This is a genomic window from Noviherbaspirillum aridicola, from assembly GCF_019656455.1.
GTDB lineage: Bacteria > Pseudomonadota > Gammaproteobacteria > Burkholderiales > Burkholderiaceae_D > Noviherbaspirillum > Noviherbaspirillum aridicola.
Genome location: NZ_BPMK01000022.1, coordinates 1 through 22665, shown reverse-complemented (window position 1 = coordinate 22665; position 22665 = coordinate 1). Strand labels below are relative to the sequence as shown.

The following is a 22665-nucleotide window of genomic DNA, read 5'->3' as shown; positions in this document are numbered from 1 at the left end:
GCAGCCGGCGACCGGTAGAGTGGTCAACGAAGACCTCGTTCCGGCATAGCATTATTTGGCTCCGAGGCGAGTGGCTGCAACGACGGGCACTATGACTCGGAAGGCGGATAGCGGAGAGTTGGGTAGGTCGGGGTTATTCAGGTCGGTGGCTATTTCATGGCTATGGATAAGAATCCGCGCCGTGCGCAAGCCAGTCCCACGGGGGAATCCGGTGCGATAGTCGAAGTCGGTGCAGTACTGGGAGAGAGTGATGCTGCGCTTGGAGTACTGCTGAATTTCGGCGCGCATTGTCGTAGCGGCGTCAGACAAGCAATCCGTAAATTCTGCTAGCTCGCCCAGTTTGGGGACGGCCTGTCTAGCCCACTCTACGTTTTTTACCTTCAACGTGGGAATTGAGGAATGAAAGACGAGATGGTGCCGGTAACCCATCCCATTAAAATAGGCTCTCTGAATCTGCAGCTTTTCAATCGAGCGCGCATCTTCGGCCTCTTGCTCACGCTTGGCATCAAACACCTCATGCACAAGCCTCCCTTCATAGGAGCGAGTAACGAGGAAATCACTCGTCATAACAGTTGGGACGTGCGTGCCAGGGTAGTAGGGATGACGAATCCCGAGGCTTGCCGCAATTTCTACGGTGAGTTCTCGGTCGAGCGGGTACTGTTCGCGGATGTCGACGACGTCTTGGCTGTACTCGAGTAGCAGAAACAGATTCCACTCGACGTCCGATAGGAAGTGGTGCTCGCGCTGCACTTTAATGCCCTGTACCCGTCGGCTGCGTCCCAAAGACGACATCTCGGTAGCTTCAATCCAAGGAAGATACTTTTCCTTCGTGCCCTTGCCGCGACCTTCTAGCTGCAGCCTTTCGATAGCCCCCTCGGTCCATTTCCGGATGCCCCTCATAGATTTTCCCCTTATGCAATTCAATGTCCTCAACGCGGCAATTCCTCTATGCTTACGCACGTGGCACTTACCGCTCTGTTCCCCTAATGCGGGTTCGACGTATAGACACTGAAAACCCTCGGTAAGCCATTTATCGCAAATCTACGATTTGTTTCTCATAAATGCGTAGATACATCTCAAATATGAGATGTATCTGCCGTAACGCGCCTACGCGATTTAGTTGCAAATGAGCAATAAAACAGTGCAGAAGAAGGTTGATTGGAAGGGTGAGGCGCGGCGCACGCTTCGTTTCGAGATGAAAATCCGAGATATCGGTTATAAGGAGCTCGTCCGGCGACTGAATGGGATGGGCGTTGCGGAAACCGAGCGGTCGGTAGCAAGTAAAGTTTCGCGGGGCACCTTTTCTGCAGCGTTTCTTTTGCAGTGTTTGAGGGCGATGGACGTCCGGACGCTAGATGTGTCAGGTGGCCCGGTAACGTCCGCTCGGGAAGACTGACAGCTGGAGGGGGAGTAAGTTTACTGCTGAGGCAGCAGATGGACTAGTTATCGCCCACCTCCTCAAAGGCCTTAATGGTCACCGCGCGTCCGTTACTTGCACTTTTTGTAATCTCGTCCTAGCTGAGCCTGTTCATTAAGCCAAAGCTCAACATCGGATAGGCGCCAGCGTAGTAACTTCCCAGGCGGAATATATAACCGTGGAGGCAGCCGACTGGGGTTCGCTTTAAGTTGCCGTAGGACGGCCGCCGGGGATTGACCCAGAAAATCAGCCAGTTCCCAGACATCCATATACCTCGTCATATTCCTCCCGTTAGTACCGCCGAAGTAGCGGAGAAACAAGGTGTAGCGTGGCCGAGTTAGTCGGCCCTTGCGGCCATTCGCTCGAGCCTCTCCCCCATATTTATGGTATGTCTGATTGAAACACCTGCCGGGTAGACTTGAGCTTTGAAAAACGATACGAACCGGAGCTCGCATGCAGAAGGACCTGCCGTCGTACTTTCACTTTACGGGCAAAGCCCGCCTCGAAAAGTCCATCAACTCGCTGCTTGGAATCGTCGAGGGCATCTCGGCTGATGCAAGAATTAGTGTCACGGAGGTAGGCTTTTTGCGCGCCTGGGTAGGGGAGCACCTCGAGGTCGCAGGGAAGCACCCCTTCAATGAGCTGGTCCCAGTTGTCATTCGGGCCCTCGAAGATGGAGTTCTGACGGAAGACGAGCAGCAGGACATTGTTTGGCTCTGCGAGAGTCTGCGGAGCACCCAGTTCTTCGACTTGGTTACAGCCGATATGCAGCGCCTGCACGCGTTAGTTGGTGCCATTGCTGCAGACGGCGAGGTGACGGAGGATGAGCTTCGTGGTTTGTCTGCTTGGCTTGCCAACCATGGGCACCTGAAGACTTGCTGGCCATACGATGAAATTGACAGCCTCGTCACAAAAGTTCTAGCCGATGGACGTATCGACGAGCAGGAGCACCGGCTTATCCAGGGCTTCTTCACCGAGTTTGTCGCACTTTACGATGACCGGGCAATCACCTCACCGCTTGTGTCGGAGGACGCGCTTCTAACTGGCCTTTGCGCAGTTTGCCCAGAAATTTCGTTTGCTAACTCGACTTTCTGCTTCACGGGCGAGTCGTCGAAGTATAGTCGCAGCGAGCTTTCCGGCTTTGTGCAGGGACTGGGTGGCGTAGTCGTGAGTGGCGTAAGTGGCAAGGTCAATTATCTAGTCATTGGCGCTGACGGCAATCCCTGCTGGGCGTATGCGTGCTACGGCCGCAAAGTGGAGAAGGCAGTGGAACTTCGGAAGCAGGGAAAGCGCATTGTCCTCGTTCACGAGCATGATTTTCACGACGCAGTAGTGGACGCAAGGACTGGCAGCGACGGCAGCTATTGAGACGAACAACAGAACAAACCGGTTGCCCACTATGACTCGTTACACCTCCGTTGATACTTTTCTCGACACGCTTGCAACCGCTATCGAGGCCGGCGACCTTCGAAGAGCCAACTTTGCTAGTGCACTTATTAGCAGCGAGTGGGCCCGGCTAGTCGCTGAACTGGCCGAGAGTAGCAAGCCAGTGAAACAGAGCCAAGTCCAGCCGTTTCAATTCATTGGAATCCTGCCACCCGAGCAGTCACCTGGCTCCTTCACCTACGCCCAACTCTCTCGCGGCATCAAAGCAAGGCTAGAGCAGGTTGCGTTCGCCCAGGAGCACATTAGAGGCTTTCTCGGTCCAAAACACTAAGTGATGGCTCCGAATGGACACTCGGAACGTCCTGCCCAACTAGCTGGGTCGAAGATACTCACTGCCGCTCCACGCGCGCAGGAATCTAACTGAAATCGAGTAATGTGATGAAAGCACAGAGGTATATTGTCCAGGTGAAGTCTGAAGCGGAAGGTAAGCTGGTCATCGAGACGCCGGAGGGAAAAGAAGAAACGTACTACCTCAACCCTGTACGAACAATGCGTTTAGATGTTGAGAAGCTTCAGGTGCACCGCGGCGGAAGCCAAATACATTTACTCAACGAGGACCTTCCGGCTCCGCCGAACCTGTCGCTCTATGTGCTCGGCACTGCTTCACTCGAAGGTAGGTCGATTTCCATTATTGGGGAGCCAGACAACAAAACACGCAGGCTTACAATTGCCTTTCGAACGCTAGACATAGAGGGTCGGGAACGACGCGAAGATTGGTCAAGGAAGTATGACAAACCGGTCCGTTTCACTGGCGCCACCGTAGGCTTCTTGCGCAGCGATTGGGAAACTGGCAACGATAACGAATGGTTTGTCGAGTGCGAGGTATCACCAGACATGCTCGACGAGATTGCGTCCGCGGTGTCTTCCAAATCCTTACGCCGGATGTCTGTGGGTCTGACATTAAGTGGAATCTACGCAGACGAAAACTGGGCGCCGCCGTCAGCAAGAACAGATTGGTTTCTTAGACCAAATCGAGAAGACAACACAGTCGAAAACCCCGAGATGGCTCACGGGGAGGTGACTTCCATCAATTTGTCGTTAGCCGATGCTGACCTACGTCCTCAGCAAGACCAGGAAGAGGACGCAGAGCTTCCAGCAGATGACACGCCTGCGGTTCTTACGTCCGCGATAGAGCCAAATGTCAGCGTCTCAAACATTGATGCTCTCACGACGAATATTGAGAAGCTGCGAGTGACGTTGAAATGGGTCGGCGGCTTCATTGCGTTTTTCCTGATGATTCTAGCGTTCAGGTAGAAAGCCGAGAAAAGTACGCCGGATGGCTTGCTCACGACGGCTGACGAAGCAATGTACTTGGCAAAGCAAGCTGGACGAGATAGGTTCTATATTACAGCGGACCTCGCGGCAGAAGTCGTATGAAGCCAGTCCTGTCCAACGGCAGCGCAGCGCCCGGGGAGACGCTGCACGTGCATTCGTGTGAATAGCTAACGTCGACTGAGGAGGCGACGTCGATTGCATACGATTCTGGAACCTTACTGTCGTCCCGAAATCGGAACAGTATCTCTCCGGTGTCTGAACTGGCTTGCCCGTGTCCGTGGTAGGGGCACGGGGTTTTTTCTTACTCCCACTTATCGCTGAACGCCCTGGTTCTACCAGTCTAGCGAGAGTAGCCTTGCGGCCATTCTCGGCCAGCACAGTTTTCTAATTTCATTTCGAGCGGCCCAACAGAAACCATCAACTTCCGGTGTCGGCTCTCCCGACACGTGATGAGGAAAATGGCTAGTGCAGATTAGGTGACCAAGGCTATCTAGGTCTGCGGGGGCTCGTACACGAAAAAGATGCAGGCGCTTGTCTCGACGGTAGTCATAGCTTCCAAGGTCTTCGAAGACCCCCTTGTCAAAGACAAGGCCCGTCTCCTCCAATAGCTCGCGCATCGCTGCCTCTAGCGGGGACTCGCCACTATCTTGCATCCCCTTCGGTATATCCCACTTCTCGGTCCCCGTAACGTGGCAAAGAAGGACTTCGCCCTTTCTGCTGACGACGAGTGTTCCACAGCTGACTGGCAGTGCCTGCGGCTGCGAGGGGAGCGTCATTTTGCTGTCACCTGGTTCAGTCTTTACCGTCACACTGTGGGGGCGGTTTCTTTGATGAGGGCTCGGCACCGTAGGCAGCTAGGATTTCAGCCCGCAGGCGCAAATCGACAATGTCAGAAAGCTGCATCAGTGTTACGTCTCCCTCCACCTGCAGGCCTGCCGCGGCGGCCTGCAGGAGAATATCGGTACCCACCGGATATTCCGGGGAGTTCCGTCGCAAGGAGAGGTGGCGTAGCTTCTTTTGGATGAGCGTACGCAAGGTCATTAGCTCGCTTTGCATTTGCTTCGGCGCCTTTTGTCGACACTGCAGTCTAGGATTTGCCGAGGTAGAGAGTAATCCAGGTAAAGGTGTTCACAATTGCACTTCAGCAAGTATTGCACTTCTTGTGCAAGAGCGATTGGCTACAGAGGGCGTTCAATTGCCTCTGCTCGCGAACTGGTCGGGCACAGCGGTGTTCGTGCAATTCCCGAAGGACACCAGCTAGTCAGTATGGAGTTAGCGCGCGCCGGTGAGGGCTTGCTGGTCGTGATAGGGCCCATTCAGTTGTTGCAGGTCAGTTGCCCATGGTACATGATATCCCGACTCTTTATCATAATAGCATCACTGTCGGGCCGAACGGCTTAGTTGACGATACGGCACCAGACTTCGCTCGGGACGGATGTGTTTCAATTGCTGACAGCGATGGCGACTGCAGGCCGACATGAGTGAGAACCACCGGTCGCTTCCGAACTAGTCAGCCCGCGCGTGGACTAGAAATGGGAACGTGAAAGCCCATATCGCGCTCAAACTTAACAATCGCACAACTTGTTCCAGGCGGAAAAAATTGTTTCAGCCAGGCATAAGTTCGCGCTAGCATCAGAAATAGGAACCGCAAACAAGTGACTCAAACATTTGAACTGCCGAGCGTTTTCCTAGGCGACGGCGGCATCGTTGGTGCGCAGATGCGCTCACACAATTGGGCTGAATCACCACTTGGCCCCCCTGCTACCTGGCCCCAATCGCTTCGGGCTATCGTACGTCTAGTACTTGATTCAAAAGCACCACAGTTCGTAGCGTGGGGCCCTCAACTGTGTCTACTTTATAACGACGCGTACCTTGTCATACTGCGTGAAAAGGGTGCGCGCGCCCTTGGCCGCCCCTTGAAGGAGATATGGTCCGACATTTGGCCGGATATCGAATCTCTAGTGAAGCGAACATTAGCTGGTGAATCGCTACGTTTTGAAGACACCGAGTTCACTCTTCATCGCGCTGATAGGGACGAGGCAGCGTGGTTCAGCTTTACATACACGCCAATTCGAGATGAGGACGGGACAATCCAGGGCTTTCACTGCGGACTGGTCGAGACGACGAACCGCGTGTTATTGGAACGAGAGCGGAACCGGCAGACCGAGAGGCTATACAGCTTATTCGAACAAACACCTAGTTTCATGGCTATCACCGCCGGTCCCAATCATGTCTACGAATTAGCAAACCCCGCATACCTGCAGTTCGTTGGACAACGGGAGCTGGCGGGGAAGTCTGTGAAGGAGGTCTTCCCGGAGCTCGCTAGTCAGGGCTACCTCGAGATTCTTGACAAGGTTTATCAGACGGGGCAGCCATTTATTGGCCGCAGGATGGAAGTCCAGCTTCAGAGGCAACCACACGCGCAGTTAGACACCATCTTCATCGACTTCGTTTTTCAGCCGATGCGCGATGAACACGGGGCCGTCAGCGGAATTTTTATCGAAGGTTACGACGTTACTGAGCATCAGCGCACAGAAGAGCGTAGTAGGCTAAATGAGCAAGCAGCCAGAGATGCCGCCAGGTTGGCAAGCACTGAGCAAGGCCGTTTGAATGCTCTACTCGATGCCGCTCCTGTTGGAATCAGCTTCGCTGACCAATCAGGCCGCATTATCTTAGCCAACGCCGAGAACCGGCGCCTTTGGGGAGACTATCCTCAATCCGAGTCGGTAGATGAGTATGGGGAATGGAAAGGTTGGTGGGCGGACCAATCGGAGCGCCACGGCCAACGCGTTCAACCAAACGAGTGGGCAATAGCGCGAGCATTGCGAGGAGAGGAAGTATTAGGTGACGTCGTCGATATCGAACCTTTCGGAATGCCTGGCTCGCGGCGCACCATCCTTCTGAGAGCGTGTCCAGTTCGAAATTCACACGACGATATCGTTAGCGCTGTGGTTGCGCAAATGGACATCTCCGAGCAGGTTCGCAGCGAAGCGGCCCTTCGGGAGAGTGAAGCCAAGTTCCGCACAATTGCGGATGCCATGCCGCAGATGGTCTGGTCCACCCGTCCAGACGGGTACCACGACTACTATAATCAGCGATGGTACGACTTCACGGGAATGCCGGTTGGCTCTACCGATGGGGCCAGTTGGAACGACATGTTTCACGCTGACGACCAAGCGCGCGCTTGGAAACTCTGGCGCAATTCTTTAGAAACCGGTGAGCCATATGAAATTGAGTATCGGTTACGCCACCGCTCTGGGGAGTACAGGTGGGTTTTAGGGAGGGCGCTTCCTGTACGGGACGAAAGCGGTCGGATTATTCGGTGGATGGGAACGTGCACAGACATACACGAACATAAGCTCAATCAGGAGGCATTGAAGGAATCTGACCGCCGCAAGGACGAGTTCCTCGCAATGCTTGCTCACGAGTTACGTAATCCTCTTGCGCCCATAAGCGCTGCCGCCGAGCTGTTGGCGATGTTGCCTTCTGTGGACGACCGCACAAGGCAAATAAGTGAGGTAATAGCTCGACACGCGCACCACATGACGGAACTAGTGAACGACTTGCTAGATGTCTCACGAGTGACGCGGGGCCTGGCTAAGTTGGAGAAAGAACCGGTTGATATTCAGGCGGTGGTGACTGAGGCCGTCGAACAGATTCGGCCGCTCGCTGAGGAGCGCGGCCATGCTCTCAATATGCACTTCCCTCTGGAGAAGGCCATGGTGTTGGGGGACAAGAAGAGACTCGTTCAAGTACTGGCGAACCTGCTTGGCAATGCGGCGAAGTACACACCAAATGGGGGGCGTGTTGACTTGAACCTTGAAGCCGACCCGCATCGTGTAACAATCTGCGTCCGTGACAACGGAATTGGCATGACCCCCGACCTTGTGCGCAGCGCCTTCGAGCTTTTCTCACAAGGAGAGCGGACTGCGGACCGCGCTCAAGGCGGGCTTGGTATTGGCCTTGCCTTGGTGAAGAGCCTAGTAGAACTACACGGCGGTACTGTTGGAGCCAGTAGCCAAGGCGTCGGCTTGGGAAGTACCTTCACAGTCACTTTGCCTCGAATCTCCGTGAAAAAAGCCGCTGGCACGGTCGAAGGCAACCGGCCTGCTTCGATTAGGGCTAACTGGCCATGTAGGGTCCTACTGGTGGATGACAATATCGACGCCGCCGACATGCTTGGTATGTTTCTTACCTCGGCGGGGTTTGAGACTACGGTGGAGTACTACCCGACTAATGCGCTGAATCGAGCGCGTGACTTTCAGCCGCACGTGTGTCTACTAGACATCGGATTGCCCGAAATTGACGGCTACCAACTGGCCCGCCAACTGCGCTCCTTGCCGGCAACAGCGCGCACACATCTCGTTGCTGTCAGTGGGTATGGACAGTCCCAGGACATTGATGCAGTAAACTATGCTGTTTTCGAGCACCATCTTGTTAAGCCGGTCAATACAGTCGAATTGGTGCGCCTGCTGAACGAAATTGTGGCGAATGAAGGAGGGCAGGCGCAGCTCACCGAGAAGGATGATTAATGGAGACCCGGACAATCAATACTCGAGCGTTAGTGGTTGAAGACAACCAGGACTTTGCTCGCCTTCTGGGAGATATCCTTGAGATACACGGGTGTGAGGTTCACATTCGACACACTGGCCGAGCAGGACTCGAACTAGCCAGAGCCTTAAAGCCAAGTATCATCTTCTGCGACTTGAATCTCGGAAGCATGAGTGGTCTGGATGTGGCGCGAGAGATGCGGCAAGACCCGGAACTATCTGAAATACCGCTGGTAGCTATTACTGGATACGTCAGCGACGATGATAGGTCTGCTGCCATTGCTGCAGGCTTCAATTTAGTGTTTCCCAAGCCTTTTAGATATGCCGACATTACAAGAGCGCTTAACACATACACAGCCGGGCTTCTAAAATAGAAGCAAGAATGGCGGAGGCGCACCTATTGCACTTTTCCCTATACTTCTTGCTTTCGACTCAGTGACGTCGATTCATCGAATTATAGTCCTCGACCATCGGCTTTACTCATATACCAACCAGTGACCCGTCGTCCCTGCGGTGAACGCTTGTCCTAGGCTTGGGAGTGCTTGCGGCTTCTTGCAGGACCGCGATTGGACCACTTTCGAGAAGTTCTTCGAACTTCGTTGCGGGAAGCGGCCTCTCGAAGAGATAGCCTTGTCCAAAATCGCAGCTCGCCTCACGTAGAAACGCCGCTTGCTCTTGATTTTCCACACCCTCCGCTATTACTTTCATCCCTAAGCGGTGGGCCATCACTATCATGGTCTCGGCAATTGTTTGACTTCCCCGGTTATTCACAATATCGCGCACAAACGACTGGTCGATTTTTAGGTAATCAATGTGCAAGTTTAGCAAGTAGGACATCGACGAATACCCGGTGCCGAAGTCATCTAAAGCGACGTGAATGCCCGCGTCTCGGAACTGCAGCAGTGTTTCGGCGACGTGGCTGGACGCGTTGAGCAGCACGCCTTCGGTTATCTCGACGGAGATGCCACAACCGTCTAGTCCGCCATCCGCAAAAATGTGCCTCCACGCGAAGTCGCTGGAACCCACCATAAATTCAACAGGAGAACGATTCACACTTATTTCGAAGGGGCGTCCGAGATGCTTGGTCCACTTCTTCGAGTAAGCTACCGCTTCACCAAGTATCCAGTCACCTATCGAGTGAATTAGTCCTGTTTCTTCGGCTAGTGGGATGAATAGGGTCGGCGATATCCATCCACGAGTAGGATGCTCCCAGCGAAGTAACGCTTCGGCTTTAACGATGCTGTTGGTCTTCAGGTCAACTATCGGCTGAAAGAAGGCATGCAGCTGCCTCTTCGACAATGCCGAGCGAAGGTCTCGTGCCAGCCGGAGGCGCATTTGAGCGTCTTTCTGCATTGCCCGCGTGAAGAAACGCAGCCGGCTGCGGCCTGCATTTTTCGCCGCATACATGGCTTGGTCCGCATTTCGAATAAGCTCCTCTGCGTCCTTGGCATCTCTCGGATAGACAGTAATCCCGATGCTCGCGGAGATGTAGGCGGCATCGCCGTTGACCTGGAAGGGGAGCGAGATAAAATGGATGATTTTCTCGGCGACTTGCTCAAGATGAGCATTGTCAGATAGGTCGGGAAGAATCACTGTGAACTCGTCTCCGCCGAGACGAGCTACCGTATCTGAAGCACGAATACAGCTACGCAGCCTCGCCGATGCTTCCTTCAACAAACGGTCTCCTGCATCATGGCCAAGCAAGTCATTGACTTCCTTGAAGCGGTCAAGGTCGATAAACATGACGGCCATGCTTGTTCTTGAGCGTTCGGCATTCTTGATTTCTTGCTCTAGTCTATCTCGAAAGAGCCTGCGATTTGGAAGTCCGGTTAGTGCGTCGAAGCTGGCGTGCCGCCATATCGCTTCCTCAGATTCCTTCTTCCCTGATATGTCGGACATCGTTCCGGCTAGTCGTAGCGCAGTACGGTCGTCACGTGCTACGACGATACCTCTTGATAGCACCCACTTCCAGGAGCCGTCCTTGCATTTCAGTCTATACTCGACGTGAAATGGAACATCGTCGCGTGCTGCTGTATTCATCTTCTCGAGTACAACGTCCCGGTCCTCCGGATGAAGAAGCTCGCGCCAAGTGGAGAAGCGGTCCTGGAGCTCACTCTCGTCATAGCCTAGTATCTCTTTCCATCGTTTCGAGTATATGACCTCGTTAGTGAGCACATTCCAATCCCACACGCCGTCCCGCGAACCCTCGACAGCTACGCGCCAGCGCTCGTTACTTTCGTTAAGGGCTTTCTGAGCATGCACGCGTCCAGTGACGTCATGTCCCTGGATAAAGATGCCGATGAAGGTGCCGTCGGGTTCTAGAATTGGCTGGAAAAGCAGGTCGATGAAAATCTGTTCGAGCGGACTGTTTGGCGTGCGTTGGAAGCGAACTTCCATCTCGTGCCCAACAAACGGTTCCTTCTTTGACGCGACCTCGTCAAGAAGCTCGAAGTATCCCTGGCCTGCCAGTTCCGGAAGTGCTTCCCGGACGGGCCTGCCGACTAGGTCACGGTGTCCAACTAACTGATAGTAAGCCTTGTTGACGACGTCGTATGTTAGAGATGGGCCGACGAGGATTGCCATGAAACCAGGGGCTTGGTCGAATACGAGCCGCATTCGCGTACGCTCGTCGTTACTGAGCAACCCACTGGCATGGTCGGAGTTCGGGACAGTTCTTCGTGTGGGCTCGACGTTAGGGCGCGCATGCTCGTCTACCGGATTGCCCCCAGTCGTATCTTCTAGGCCCACAATCTCTCCAATAGACAACACTTGGAAACATGTCTGCAGGATGAGAGTTACCCCACCCACATCGTTCAGAATTGGGCTGTGCGTAAAAAGCCACTGGGCGCTTCCGGTGTCCCCATCTCCTTCCCCAAACACCGTTGATGCAACTCGAAACTGGGAAGGCTCCTTTTTCTGCAGAGCTTCGGTAATCGCGTCTTGAACTCTTCCGCTGAGGTCGTCTTTACAGTGTGTTGTGCACGAAAACACGTCGCACACTTGGCGGTTTATGCAATCCGCTTCCGCGGCGAGAAGCTTGAGAAACGCCGGATTTGCTGCCAAGACGGACGAGTCGGGAGCAAGAAGTGCGGCGGGATACGGGAATAGGGCGAAGGCAGTGGCGATGCTTGCGGCCTGCGAAGACGAAGTAGCATCCATGCGCTATGGGTCGAAGTGTCAAGAAGTGCTGCTAGACAGAGAATTGCGCGCGGGCGAAGTTCCTTCTAGTACCCGGCCTGTGGAAACAGGCGAGAGACATGCGTGGTGTAGCAGGTCGTTGTGAGTCATGTCGTCGATGACGATAACCAGAAGCGAATCTTCGTAGAAGAACTTGGAGTAGCTGTCTCATCAGACCTCCTCGAGAAAAATCATCGGAAATGACGCCGCCGGCGCAAGAACTTCTCTAGTGAGCTGGTCAACCGTGGAAGGCGCAGCTTGAAGCAGGCCAACGGCGGAATTCTGGCGCTACTGCAGGAGCAAAGCCGCCATGTTGTGACCTGTCTCAAGCAAAGCAGCACGATTGACTCGTCGCCGCTGGTGTCCCAACGTGTACCGACAACGGACACCTTATGCACCATCTTCCTAAAGAGCCACGCGCCTCCTTGTACCGTGGATTCAACGATACGCAGCCGGCCCCCCATCTACAAGAGTTACGCCAACGGATTGAGTGGCTGAAGCACGCCCGTGATTCGCTACGAGCGCAACACTTGATGTTTGGTCCGGATGTTTCGGCCTCGGATATCGCCGATATTCTCGATACGGAGCTATCTCGTCTGCTTTTGCGCTTGCAAGACTGGACCTGAAAGTCGCTTGGGTTACACACAAGCGGTATAGCGCAGAGGCGAAGGCTGAGAGCAAGCGCAGTCCTATTGCGAGCTTGTCTTGAACGAGTCTCGGACAGCACATTCTCTTGCAATTCCGTTCACTCGGCATTGTGGCGATATAGCTCGCACATTCTCCTCACAAGCTGAGAAAGTTCGGCATCTAGCGCGCCCATTCCTTCGTCAGCCGAAATGCCGGGCTTGAAGTAGGCTCGTTTCGCCGAGAGGTCTTTACGTGCACTGCGTAGATAGTGAATACGGTCTCTCAGCGCATTTATGTCGTCCAATGACTTCCCGGCAAGTCGCCCGCGCTGACAGTCGATTTGGTAAGGAGGGGTTCTCATTGACGCTCCTGGCTCCGTTCGTACGCTTTTGACACCGCAGCTCTGCAAAGTTTGGAAACGGCCGAATAAGTGCGCTTGGCGCTACCGTGTTCCCTTCTTCCAAGAACTAGAGCGGGCAGCTGTATTGTTGGCGACAGAAATTCTGTAGTGACAGGGAAACTCGGGCATATTGACTATTCGCAAATAAGACTCGTCATTGGGGATAGCCACAGCATTTTTCTTGTCAAGCTGCACAGTACTGGTGCGACGCTGCTCTTGAAAATGCAGAAACAACAAACGGAGCCTCCTCATGCATGGTCCGCTGAAGCTTTTTAGCTATGTCGTCGTCTTGTTGATGGTCGTTGCAATGCTCTACTCGGGCTACATCTCCATCGCCTACTGGTCAGGCATAGGCGTCTAACCAGCGAGGCTGACGATGAACAAAAGACAGGCACGACATTTCGCCATCATTTCGACGGGGATTGCAGCCGCTGTTTTCCTCGCCCTCACCGTCGATAGTCACCGTCAGTTTCCGAAACTGACGAACGCGGAGAACATTACCGAGGAAGTGAAACTGGGCCAGAACGTCTGGCACAAGTACAACTGCATCAACTGCCATACGCTCTTTGGAGAGGGTGCTTACTATGCACCCGACCTAACCAAAATTACCCAGCACCGCGGTGAAGCGTATCTGACGGCGTACATGAAGGACCCCTCTCAGTTCTACGACGAGCAGAAGCACCGCCGGCTCATGCCCAAGCAGAACCTGAGCGATGACGAAATCAAGAACCTTATCTCGTTTCTCGACTGGGTCAGCAAAGTCGATAACCAGGGCTGGCCTCCGCGCCCCATCCTCGTGACCGGCGCCTCGATTCCAGGAACCGACATGTCTGCAGAACGGCAGGCCCAGACCATTGGTCAGCCCAAAGAAGCCGGACAAACCCCTCCGGGTGCTCGGCCACTTAGTGGCCAGGAGAACCCGATTGCTCTGGGCGAGCGAATTTTCAGGTCTGCATCCCCTGCCTGTAACGCCTGCCATTCCATCGCGCCAGGGGTGAACATGGCAGGACCGACGTTGGCGGGACTTGCAACGAGGGCCGAGAAGACGCTCGCCTCAGGGGAATACAAGGGCAAGGCCAAGGACGTCGAGGGCTACATCAAGGAATCAATTACGCATCCCAGCGCCCATCTGGTTCCTGGTGCCATGTATTCAGCTAACGGCGTCTCCTTTATGCCTAACACCTACGAGAAGGCACTGACGCCCGAGCAACTGAACCAACTGACTGCCTATCTCGCCTCGCTCAAGTAATCAGGGGAGCCACAATGCGCTACAAATCCCAATCAGTCGCTTACTGGTACTTTGCGGTGGCGATGGTGCTGTTCGGCCTGCAAATCGTGTTCGGCCTGCTATCAGCCGCCAAGTATCTGGGTCCCGACCCGCTGCTGTACATCCTGCCGTTTGACGTCACCAAGGTCATCCATACCAACCTGCTTATCGTCTGGGTGCTGACCGGCTTCATGGGCGCCACTTATTGGATGGTGCCGGACGAATCCCGCACCGAAATCCATAGCGTCAAGCTGGCTTACATACAGCTCGCCCTCTGGGTTGTTATGGGTGTCACGGCCGTCATCGGCTACCTGTTCCGGTATGGCACTGGCAACAAGCTCCTGGAGCAGCCGCTGCCACACAAAATCGTCATTGTCATCGTGATGCTCATGTTCCTCTACAACATTGGCATGACGATTAAGAAATCCGGCCGGTTCACCACCACCGAAGGGGTTCTGCTCCTTGGCGTGGCGGGGGCAGCAGTGCTGTACCTCCCGGCACTGCTGCATTACGAAAACTACACCGTCTCCATCTTCTACCGTTGGTGGACCATCCACCTTTGGGTCGAGGGTGTCTGGGAGATGATTCAGGGCGGCTTCCTGGCCTACCTGCTCATCCGGCTGTCTGGAGCCGACCGGGAAGTGATGGAGAAGTGGCTGTACGTGATTGTGGGTCTGGTTTTCATCGCTGGCATCCTCGGTACTGCGCACCACTACTACTGGGTCGGCGTGCCTAGCTACTGGCTGCCCATCGGTGGCCTGTTCAGCGCGCTGGAACCGGTCGCCCTGGTGGCAATGTCGATTTATGCGTATTCCGCTATCCGTCGCTCGGGAATGGCCCATCCCAATACGCTCGCGCTGCACTGGACGGTCGGTAGCGCCCTGTTCACGCTCTTTGGTGCAGGATTGCTTGGCCTTGCCCATACGTGGCCGTCGGTCAATAAGTGGACCCACGGCACGCTTATTACAGCCATGCACGGCCATGCCGCGTTCTATGGTGCCTATGCGATGATTGTCATGGCGATGATTAGCTACGCGTTGCCGGCCATGGCACCAGGACGTCCCGAGCAAGGTACGAAGCTTGGTTACTGGTCGTTCTGGCTTCAGTTGGCGGGTATGTTCGGCATGACACTCTCCTTCGCCACCGCCGGCATCGGGCAGGTCTACCTGGAGCGAATTCTCGGTCTCGGCTATTTGGACGCACAGCTGAAGATTCAGGTGCACTTCCTGATGCTCATTGCGACCGCCTCGCTCTTTGCGGTCGGCGTCATCCTCTTTATCGTGGACTTCTTCCGTCACGCGCCACGGTTCGAGCTTACTACTGAGCCGGAGCGCACCACGCGCACCGCCGCAGGGGCAGCGGCCAGAGCATGACCATTACCAGCAACACTCCTGATGGCACTGAGCCTTATTACCTGCCTTCGGGGGACGAAGTCCGGATTTTCGAGCAGTGCCATGCGAAGAATCTGGCAGTAATGCTCAAGGGACCGACAGGCTGCGGGAAGACCCGGTTTGTGGAACACATGGCATGGCGCTTGAAGCGTCCGCTCATCACCATATCCTGCCACGATGACCTCACGGCGAGCGACCTGATTGGTCGCTTCCTGATTCGCCACGACGGCACGCAGTGGCAGGACGGGCCACTTACTCGCGCGGTCCGTGAGGGCGCAATCTGCTACCTGGATGAAGTTGTCGAAGCCAGGCAGGACACAGTCGTCGTCCTTCACCCGCTGACCGACTACCGCCGAGTCCTTCCTATCGATAAAACCGGGGAGACCATCGAGGCCGCGCCCGGTTTCCAGCTTGTGGTGTCGTACAACCCGGGTTATCAGCGTATGCTGAAAGACCTGAAACCTAGTACACGTCAGCGCTTCGTCGCGCTCGATTTTCAGTTTCCGCCGGCAGAGCGTGAGGCGGATATCGTCGAGCGTGAAGGGGGCTGTGACCACGCCACTGCGACGGCGCTGGTGTCACTTGGGCACCGTCTGCGTGCACTCCAAGACCGAGGTCTCGCGGAAGTGCCGAGCACCCGGCTGTTGATTTCGGCGGCGCGTCTGATTTCAAGCGGAATTTCAGTGAAGGAAGCGTGCTATTCGGCCCTGGTATCGCCGCTCTCGGATGACCAGTCACTGGTAGGCGGAATGCGCGACCTCGTCGACGCCACGTTCGTTTAGGGCCACAAGGAGGTACGGTGCCCGAAGCTGAAGAAGTTATCTCTGACGTCGCCAAACATGCGACGGTCTACGTACAGGAGCTCTGGCGGCGGCATCGGAAGGATTCGGCGGTTGATGACCGCATCTATCTTAAAGACGTCGCCCAGCGCCTTGACCTGCTGATTACCGCGGCTTTTGGCCGGAGCCACGCACTAAAGGTCGCTCAACCACCCGCGCCAGCGACATTCCTTACCAAAGTATTTAGGCGAAAAGAGGGGCCACGCGTCCAGGCGGCTATTCCCGCCACCGACGGCGAGAGTATCTGGCTTCCCGGGAGTCTGTCCGGCCCACATGCATTGGAGCGCTACCGAATCCTCGCCCTACAGCAGGCCGCCCGTGCCAGACGCGGCAGTGCCGGTTATATCGTGAACGCTACGTCGCCACTGCACCAAGCCATTTACCTGGTTCTTGAGGCCCATGCCGCAGACAAGCTGCTCGTCGAACTTCTACCAGGCACGCGGACCGGGCTGGACACCCTTTCCGCGGAAGTTCTCACATGCCGGCCGCCCTTGCGGGATTTTCCCGCATATCGCCGCCCATTAGAGGAGTTTGTCAGGTCCTTACTAACGCAAAGTTCTGCTCATCCCGTACCGGACTCGCCTTCGGCAACGCTGGACCTCTCCTTGGGACTTTCCGAGGAGCTGGCGCGGCGCTCTCCAGGTCTTGGTAAGCAAAGTCGCTTGCTCTTCAAAGATTTATGGACTGGGGAGCTCTACCCGGCACAAGCGACAAGCGTGTCAATGTCTGCAAGCAGCAGTTCTGACGATACCGAGCCAAATGCCTCCCCGCCTCGCAGTGCGACGCTGTCACGGCGTCCCGAGGTACGGGATGCCTGCGATGATGAGGACGACAAGAAACAGGGCGCATGGATGGTGCAGACATCCCAACCCCACGAACAGGCGGAAGACCCCATAGGGATGCAGAGGCCGACGGACCGAGATGAAAGTACAGCAGCTGAGGAGTTCGCGGACTCGTTGTCGGAGCTTCCAGAGGCCCGGCTGGTATCCACGCCCGGTCGCCCCAAGGAAGTCTTGCTGTCCGAGGATGCGCCGGTGCCACGGGTCAGGCAGCAATCCGGACAGGCAGCGGAAGCCGAGTCGAAGCTGCGGTACCCCGAGTGGGACTATCGCATAGGGGCGTACCACGAGGCGGGGGCGACGGTCCGCTTGCTGCCACCTGTCGAGGGACCGCAGGAGTGGGTCGACCGTACACTGAATGAATACCGCGGGATGCTGCAGGTCGTGCGCCGGCGCTTTGAGATGCTTCGGGCACAACGTGTCCGGATGCGCAAACAGCTGGAAGGCGAAGAGATTGACCTCCAGGCGTACATAGACAGCTATTCCGACTTCAAGGCTGGCATGCCAATGGCCCAGGCCCTGTATCAGACGTATCGTCCTGCCAAGCGCGATATGGCCATTGTTCTGCTTATCGATATAAGCGGCTCGACGGACGGTTGGGTGTCGGCCAACAAGCGAATTGTCGACGTCGAACGGGAAGCGCTGCTGCTTGTGTCTATCGCGCTACAAGGACTGGGCGAGCCCTATTCAGTGATGGCATTTTCCGGGGAAGGGCCGCATGGCGTCACAGTACGAGCAGTCAAATCATTTGAAGAGAGCCATAACAACGATGTAGCCCAAAGAATCGCGGCACTCGAACCAGAGCACTATACCCGCGCAGGTGCTGCCATCCGGCATGCGACCGCGGTTCTGATGCGTCAGCCGGCGCGTCACCGTCTATTGCTCCTACTGTCTGACGGAAAGCCCAACGATGTTGATGAGTACGAGGGCCGGTACGGCGTGGAAGACATGCGTCAGGCAGTCACCGAAGCACGACTTCAGGGAATGAATTCGTTCTGCCTGACGATAGACAGGCAGGCTGCAAGCTACCTACCGGCAGTATTCGGTGCTCACCAGTACGCGCTACTTCCTCGGCCAGACCTACTACCTACGGTATTGCTGGAATGGATGAAGCGCCTTGTTGCCGCTTAGGTAGCCGATACTGTTTTACCCTCACTTTTGGCTGAGAATCCACTTCACGAGCGTTTGTGCCTCGGCTTCGTTCACGTTCGCATTGGGGGGCATCGGTATGTCGCCCCACGCCCCCTTGCTCCCCTTAATCACCTTCTGAGCTAGCTTGTCCTCAATTCCCTTCTGTCCCGCGTATTTTGCTGCAACGTCTTTATAAGCTGGCCCGACCATTTTCTTGTCAACAGAATGACACGCCATACAATTTTTCGCCTTGGCCAATTCAGCGTTTGCCCATGCAGTAGGGGCTGCTATCAACCCAAGAGCCGCCAACATTCCGACTATTCTCTTCATTGTGCAGTCATCCATCTGGTTATAAAGTACATTCGACCGACGCCAGTTCGATTTGTTCTTCAATCAACTTGCCCAGCTTCTCTTGCCTACGCTATTGGCGAGCCGCGCATACTGAACTTTTGGCATCGAACAACTGGGGGAGAACAGAAGATGTCGTTCACAGGTCATTCGAGCACTTCTCGATTACCCTTGCAGTCAGGACCTACAACTTTCTTTCGCTATTGACAGCTATGACATTGGATGCAGCGCGCAAAACAGAGCGCTCGAAGGCATGGAAGACATCCATCTCATCAGAATCCCTAGTGTCGACAGTACCTCTGGCAGCGAGCCAATCTAGAGTGCCTTTTGAAATCAAGCAAGAGTGCTCTTTACCCGAGACCTTCACAAGAAAGGAGACCCCGAGTTCAGTTCTGCGAGGTTGCGAGCTGACTTTAACCATCGTCCTTCTCCGGCTGGCGGCGGATGTCGAAACTACACGTGTAGGCTAGCGGAAAACAGGCGCCTTTCCCTGTCATTCCTGACGCGGTGTGTTCTACCTCAATCTCGTAGACAGGTAGGTCGCAAATACGAGCGCCAGAAAGTCAGCCCGCTTACCGGAGAGCTAGTAGAGTATCGGTACGAACGGCACTAGGTCTAGTGAAAGTGAGGGTCAGTTGATACGCACTGCGAGGCAAATGAAACCAGAAGAGATAGAGGCAGTGTTAAGGCACTATATCCGGAAGTAATATGCGTTCAGATAAGAAGAGCGAGGTCAATCAGTTGTTAGCCGCCTGCTTGCACGGGCTACGCATCCTTCCGGTGTTGGTGAGCCTTGTAGGAGTCGCTGGTTGCGAACGAAAGGACGACCCCAATACCGGGAAAGGGCCAATCGAGCAGGCCGGAGAGAAGGTTAAGTCGACTTTAGGCACTGCGCGAGAAGCCACACACGACGTTTCAGAGAAAAAGGCAAATTCGAAGTGAACTACGAAGATGGCAATGCCTATGACAATAATTCTCTCCGGGCCATCATTGCTCGAGAGCGTGCCCCAATTCTTCAATGCCGAGCGGCTTAGTAAAATGGCGTTCAAATCCACTTTCTAGCGCAGCCTCCCGGTCTGATTCTTGACCGTATCCCGTAAGAGCAAATAGCCTAATACCAGATGTGGCAGGATTCGCTCGAAGATGTCGAGCGATGTTGTGACCAGACGTATCCGGGAGGTCGATGTCAACGAGTGCCACGGACGGCCCTTCCTGCTCTGCACGGAGAATGCCGGTTGCGCCATCCGCTGCCGCAATTACCTCATGTCCAAGTGTTTCGAGGAGCTGACACGTGAGGTTTCGTATGTCGGCGTTGTCCTCTATGACCAAAATCTTTTTGCACGGCTGATTCGGCAGCTGAGCGTTCCTGACAAACGAAGGTTCCGTATACGCTCCCACTAAGGGAAACTCAAGGCCGAAGGTCGCGCCTTTCCCTGCCCCCGCACTTGTGGCGGTCACCTGGGCGCCGTGCAGCTCGGCGAGAGCTCGGACGATTGCAAGGCCGATACCCAGGCCACCTTTGCTGCGGTTCGTAACAGGTCCCTGCACAAAGACATCAAATAACTTCGGTAAAACTAGGCTATCGATTCCAACCCCGTTGTCTGATACTTGAAATATGGCGCGCGAATCTTCTTCCGCGACCATTACTGCAATAGCGCCACCCCTCTCAGTGTATTTGAACGCATTCTCAAGCAGGTTTGTCAGCATCTGGTCGAGTCTGGTGCGGTCTGCTTTGATGAACACTGAGGAGATATCGCACTTGACGGTGGAGTCTTTCGCAATTCCGCGCGCCATCAACGCGTCAAGCGACGAACGAGCCGCGTGGCCGAGGTCAACAACAGCGAGCTTCAACTCAAGCTTACCTGTCATTACTCTTGTGGCATCGAGCAAATCGTCGACAAGTGCGTTGAGATGGTCGGTTTGACGCGAGATGGCATCTACAACTGCCTTGTTATTACCTGAACTATCAGTAGCAAATTGTAGCAGAGTCGTACCTGCGCTTATTGCAGCTAGTGGATTGCGCAGTTCGTGGCCGAGCATCGCCAAGAACTGGTCCTTCGCTTTATTTTGCGCCTCAGCTACCGCACGTGCGCTCTGAGCTTCCGATAAATGCCGAGTACGCGCCGCCTCTGTTTGTTCAAGCACGTTCCCCACGTGATGCAGGGTCTGATGAATTTCACTTACCTCCGCTATGTCGGTCTCTATCACGGGCGGCGCTTTACACTCAGTCAGCAGCGCTGCGGAAGCGCGTACACCCTCGAGTGCTCGCAAGATTCGGGTGCTAAGGATAAGGGCGCCGATAACTGCACAGGCAATCGCAGCTATGAGACCAAGTGCCGTTACAGAGACAGCTTTGGTAGCTGCGGCTTCAATGGTCTTAACAGGGACGCCAACCGCGGCCGACCAGCCTGAGAAATCAGACCATGCGAGCACGCCTATCGCATCGCCTCCTTCTCGCATCGGGACCTGGAACTCGTTTCTATCCCGAGCAAGAACAAGTTTATGCAGTGGCTCTACGGGCGGCGTACCAACGTACTTCACCGGATTCCGATTCCTTGCAACAATCGTTCCGCTTCTATCATAGACGGCAATCAACCAATCGGACGGCACGTTTGTCTTCGGCAAGCCTTCACTCAGATGCTCGGCCGTAATCCGCTGGGTTACCACGTACCGTTTACCACTTGCAAGGAATACGGGGACAGCCACTCCCACGACATGATGGCCGGTTCTTTCGCCTACAACTAAGTCGGAGATACTTGGCCTTCCTGTCTGAAGGACTGATTGTATGCGCGGAAAACTCTTCGTATTGTCTACGTCAATAGTAGTTCCGAATGGAATGAGTGTATTGAGGAGTTGCTTGCCGTTCTCGTCGAAAAGAATTGTGTTTGTAGGCCGTCCCTTATTTGCAGCGATTGCTTGTGCGTGAAAGCCAGCTAGGTCACCTTTGGCGAGAAGGGCGGATAGCGCTAGCATATTCGCCGTCGCCATGGCATGAGTAAGTTCCCGGTCGACTGCGAGTAGCGAAGCGCGCGCAAGCTCGTGCATGCTGTGCATCGCAGCTTCTCGCTCCGAGTTCAGCAGAGACCTTATAGCAAATGCCGAGAAAGCTGCAACCGGCAGCAGAACGGCTAAAGCGAGTAGTGCAAGGTGTGCCTTGAGTTTCATGAAGTCGTGGGTGAGACCGGTAGATAGGAACGTATTGAGCCTAGCGCAAGCATTCGTATGCTGACTGTCTTATGCGACAGTCGCCCGGTTAAAAAGCTTCAGTACCACTGCGATAACTGCTGCGACGGGCATGGGTTTGGTAAGAGCCTCCCCGCCGCAGCTTTTCACCTCACTGGTGTTCACCGCACTATCGGAGGGAAGCGCAAGAAGAATTTGAGCTCGAGGGTGAAGCAACTTACAGAGGTCTACTATAACGGCACCAGTTCGTGCGATGTGACGGTCAGCGGCAATAACTAGCAGGTCGATTACAGACGAGTGCCGGACGAGCGAGACAATGTCCGACAGGTCCTGTGCTCCGTCGACAGTAAAGCCTAACCGGCGAAACAGCTCTACTTGATGCTGATATTCAAGCACGTCTGGCTCAAAAATAATCACTTTTCTGCCTTCGGTAGCGCGATAAATTTCTGCCTCGAGTATTTGCTGCCGGGAGCAGAGTTCTGCCCCGTTATCATTTCTAGACACGAAAGAAATACCTGAAAAATCGTTACTAATGCCCGCAGCTTTTCGGTTGCTAGTCCTACCCGCGAATACACGGAAGTTGCGCCAAGACAACATGTTTGACCAGTAAAAATGGACCTTCGTGTCCTTATGCTATATTGGTTCAAGCTGACCTGCTCCCCAATTTAGTACGAAACCAAATTAGAGTCTGCGGTTAAAAAACTATCTGCGAACTGCTTTGGCGTCAGGTACCCGAGTGAGCTGTGCGGCCGGTCGTTATTGTATTCCTGGCACC

Annotated in this window: 16 protein-coding genes; 9 read left to right on the top strand and 7 right to left on the bottom strand. The window is 54.9% G+C overall.

Features of this window, described 5'->3' with window-relative positions; genetic code table 11:
• Positions 1–51: 51 nt before the first annotated feature.
• Entirely contained in the window at positions 52–900 is an 849-nt protein-coding gene (locus NCCP691_RS19950) for a TnsA endonuclease N-terminal domain-containing protein (RefSeq protein ID WP_220810327.1), read from the bottom strand.
• Between the two features lie 226 nt (positions 901–1126).
• Here NCCP691_RS19950 and NCCP691_RS19945 point away from each other — a divergent pair, with 226 nt between their 5' ends.
• The 3 genes from NCCP691_RS19945 to NCCP691_RS19935 all read left to right on the top strand — a co-directional run bounded on the left by NCCP691_RS19945 (position 1127) and on the right by NCCP691_RS19935 (position 4117).
• On the top strand, positions 1127–1396 hold the full coding sequence (locus tag NCCP691_RS19945; RefSeq protein WP_220810326.1) for a DUF6471 domain-containing protein: 270 nt from the start codon (positions 1127–1129) through the stop codon (positions 1394–1396).
• Between the two features lie 474 nt (positions 1397–1870).
• Positions 1871–2785 carry a BRCT domain-containing protein gene (locus tag NCCP691_RS19940; protein ID WP_220810325.1) on the top strand — a complete coding sequence of 305 codons (915 nt, stop codon included), beginning with the start codon at positions 1871–1873 and terminating at the stop codon, positions 2783–2785.
• Positions 2786–3241: 456 nt separating this feature from the next.
• Entirely contained in the window at positions 3242–4117 is an 876-nt protein-coding gene (locus NCCP691_RS19935; RefSeq protein ID WP_220810324.1) for a hypothetical protein, read from the top strand.
• Positions 4118–4470: 353 nt separating this feature from the next.
• Here NCCP691_RS19935 and NCCP691_RS21655 read toward each other — a convergent pair whose 3' ends face one another.
• Positions 4471–4914 (bottom strand): NUDIX hydrolase, encoded by a 444-nt coding sequence (locus NCCP691_RS21655; protein WP_220810323.1) that lies wholly within the window; start codon positions 4912–4914, stop codon positions 4471–4473.
• A 16-nt stretch (positions 4915–4930) separates the two neighbouring features.
• The gene (locus NCCP691_RS19925) at positions 4931–5194 is read right to left on the bottom strand and encodes a hypothetical protein (RefSeq protein ID WP_220810322.1); all 264 of its coding nucleotides are present in this window, start codon (positions 5192–5194) and stop codon (positions 4931–4933) included.
• A 662-nt stretch (positions 5195–5856) separates the two neighbouring features.
• Here NCCP691_RS19925 and NCCP691_RS19920 point away from each other — a divergent pair.
• Positions 5857–8670, top strand: coding sequence for a hybrid sensor histidine kinase/response regulator (locus tag NCCP691_RS19920; RefSeq protein ID WP_238482521.1), 2814 nt, complete (start codon positions 5857–5859; stop codon positions 8668–8670).
• Positions 8670–9062 (top strand): response regulator, encoded by a 393-nt coding sequence (locus NCCP691_RS21650; RefSeq protein ID WP_220810320.1) that lies wholly within the window; start codon positions 8670–8672, stop codon positions 9060–9062. The genes NCCP691_RS19920 and NCCP691_RS21650 overlap by 1 nt, the downstream gene beginning before the upstream one ends.
• 106 nt (positions 9063–9168) lie before the next feature.
• Here the strand turns inward: NCCP691_RS21650 and NCCP691_RS19910 are convergent, their stop codons facing one another.
• Positions 9169–11847 carry a putative bifunctional diguanylate cyclase/phosphodiesterase gene (locus tag NCCP691_RS19910; RefSeq protein ID WP_220810319.1) on the bottom strand — a complete coding sequence of 893 codons (2679 nt, stop codon included), beginning with the start codon at positions 11845–11847 and terminating at the stop codon, positions 9169–9171.
• 1421 nt (positions 11848–13268) lie between these two features.
• Between NCCP691_RS19910 and NCCP691_RS19905 the strand changes: the two genes are divergently transcribed.
• Genes NCCP691_RS19905 through NCCP691_RS19890 form a run of 4 tightly spaced genes read left to right on the top strand, consistent with a single transcriptional unit; the run spans position 13269 to position 18359 of the window.
• The gene (locus NCCP691_RS19905; RefSeq protein ID WP_220810318.1) at positions 13269–14141 is read left to right on the top strand and encodes a c-type cytochrome; all 873 of its coding nucleotides are present in this window, start codon (positions 13269–13271) and stop codon (positions 14139–14141) included.
• Between the two features lie 14 nt (positions 14142–14155).
• On the top strand, positions 14156–15532 hold the full coding sequence (locus NCCP691_RS19900; protein ID WP_220810317.1) for a cbb3-type cytochrome c oxidase subunit I: 1377 nt from the start codon (positions 14156–14158) through the stop codon (positions 15530–15532).
• Entirely contained in the window at positions 15529–16332 is an 804-nt protein-coding gene (locus tag NCCP691_RS19895; protein ID WP_220810316.1) for a CbbQ/NirQ/NorQ/GpvN family protein, read from the top strand. Before NCCP691_RS19900 ends, NCCP691_RS19895 begins: the two co-directional genes overlap by 4 nt.
• A 17-nt stretch (positions 16333–16349) precedes the next feature.
• Complete coding sequence (locus NCCP691_RS19890; protein WP_220810315.1) at positions 16350–18359, top strand: nitric oxide reductase activation protein NorD; 2010 nt, start codon at positions 16350–16352, stop codon at positions 18357–18359.
• A 21-nt stretch (positions 18360–18380) separates the two neighbouring features.
• Here the strand turns inward: NCCP691_RS19890 and NCCP691_RS19885 are convergent, their stop codons facing one another.
• From NCCP691_RS19885 to NCCP691_RS21645, 3 genes are all read right to left on the bottom strand, one after another.
• Entirely contained in the window at positions 18381–18689 is a 309-nt protein-coding gene (locus tag NCCP691_RS19885; protein WP_220810360.1) for a c-type cytochrome, read from the bottom strand.
• Between the two features lie 1005 nt (positions 18690–19694).
• Positions 19695–21872 (bottom strand): hybrid sensor histidine kinase/response regulator, encoded by a 2178-nt coding sequence (locus NCCP691_RS19880; protein WP_220810314.1) that lies wholly within the window; start codon positions 21870–21872, stop codon positions 19695–19697.
• Positions 21873–22555: 683 nt separating this feature from the next.
• Positions 22556–22665 (bottom strand): integrase core domain-containing protein (locus NCCP691_RS21645; protein WP_217021575.1); only part of this gene is annotated, 110 nt, incomplete at its 5' end.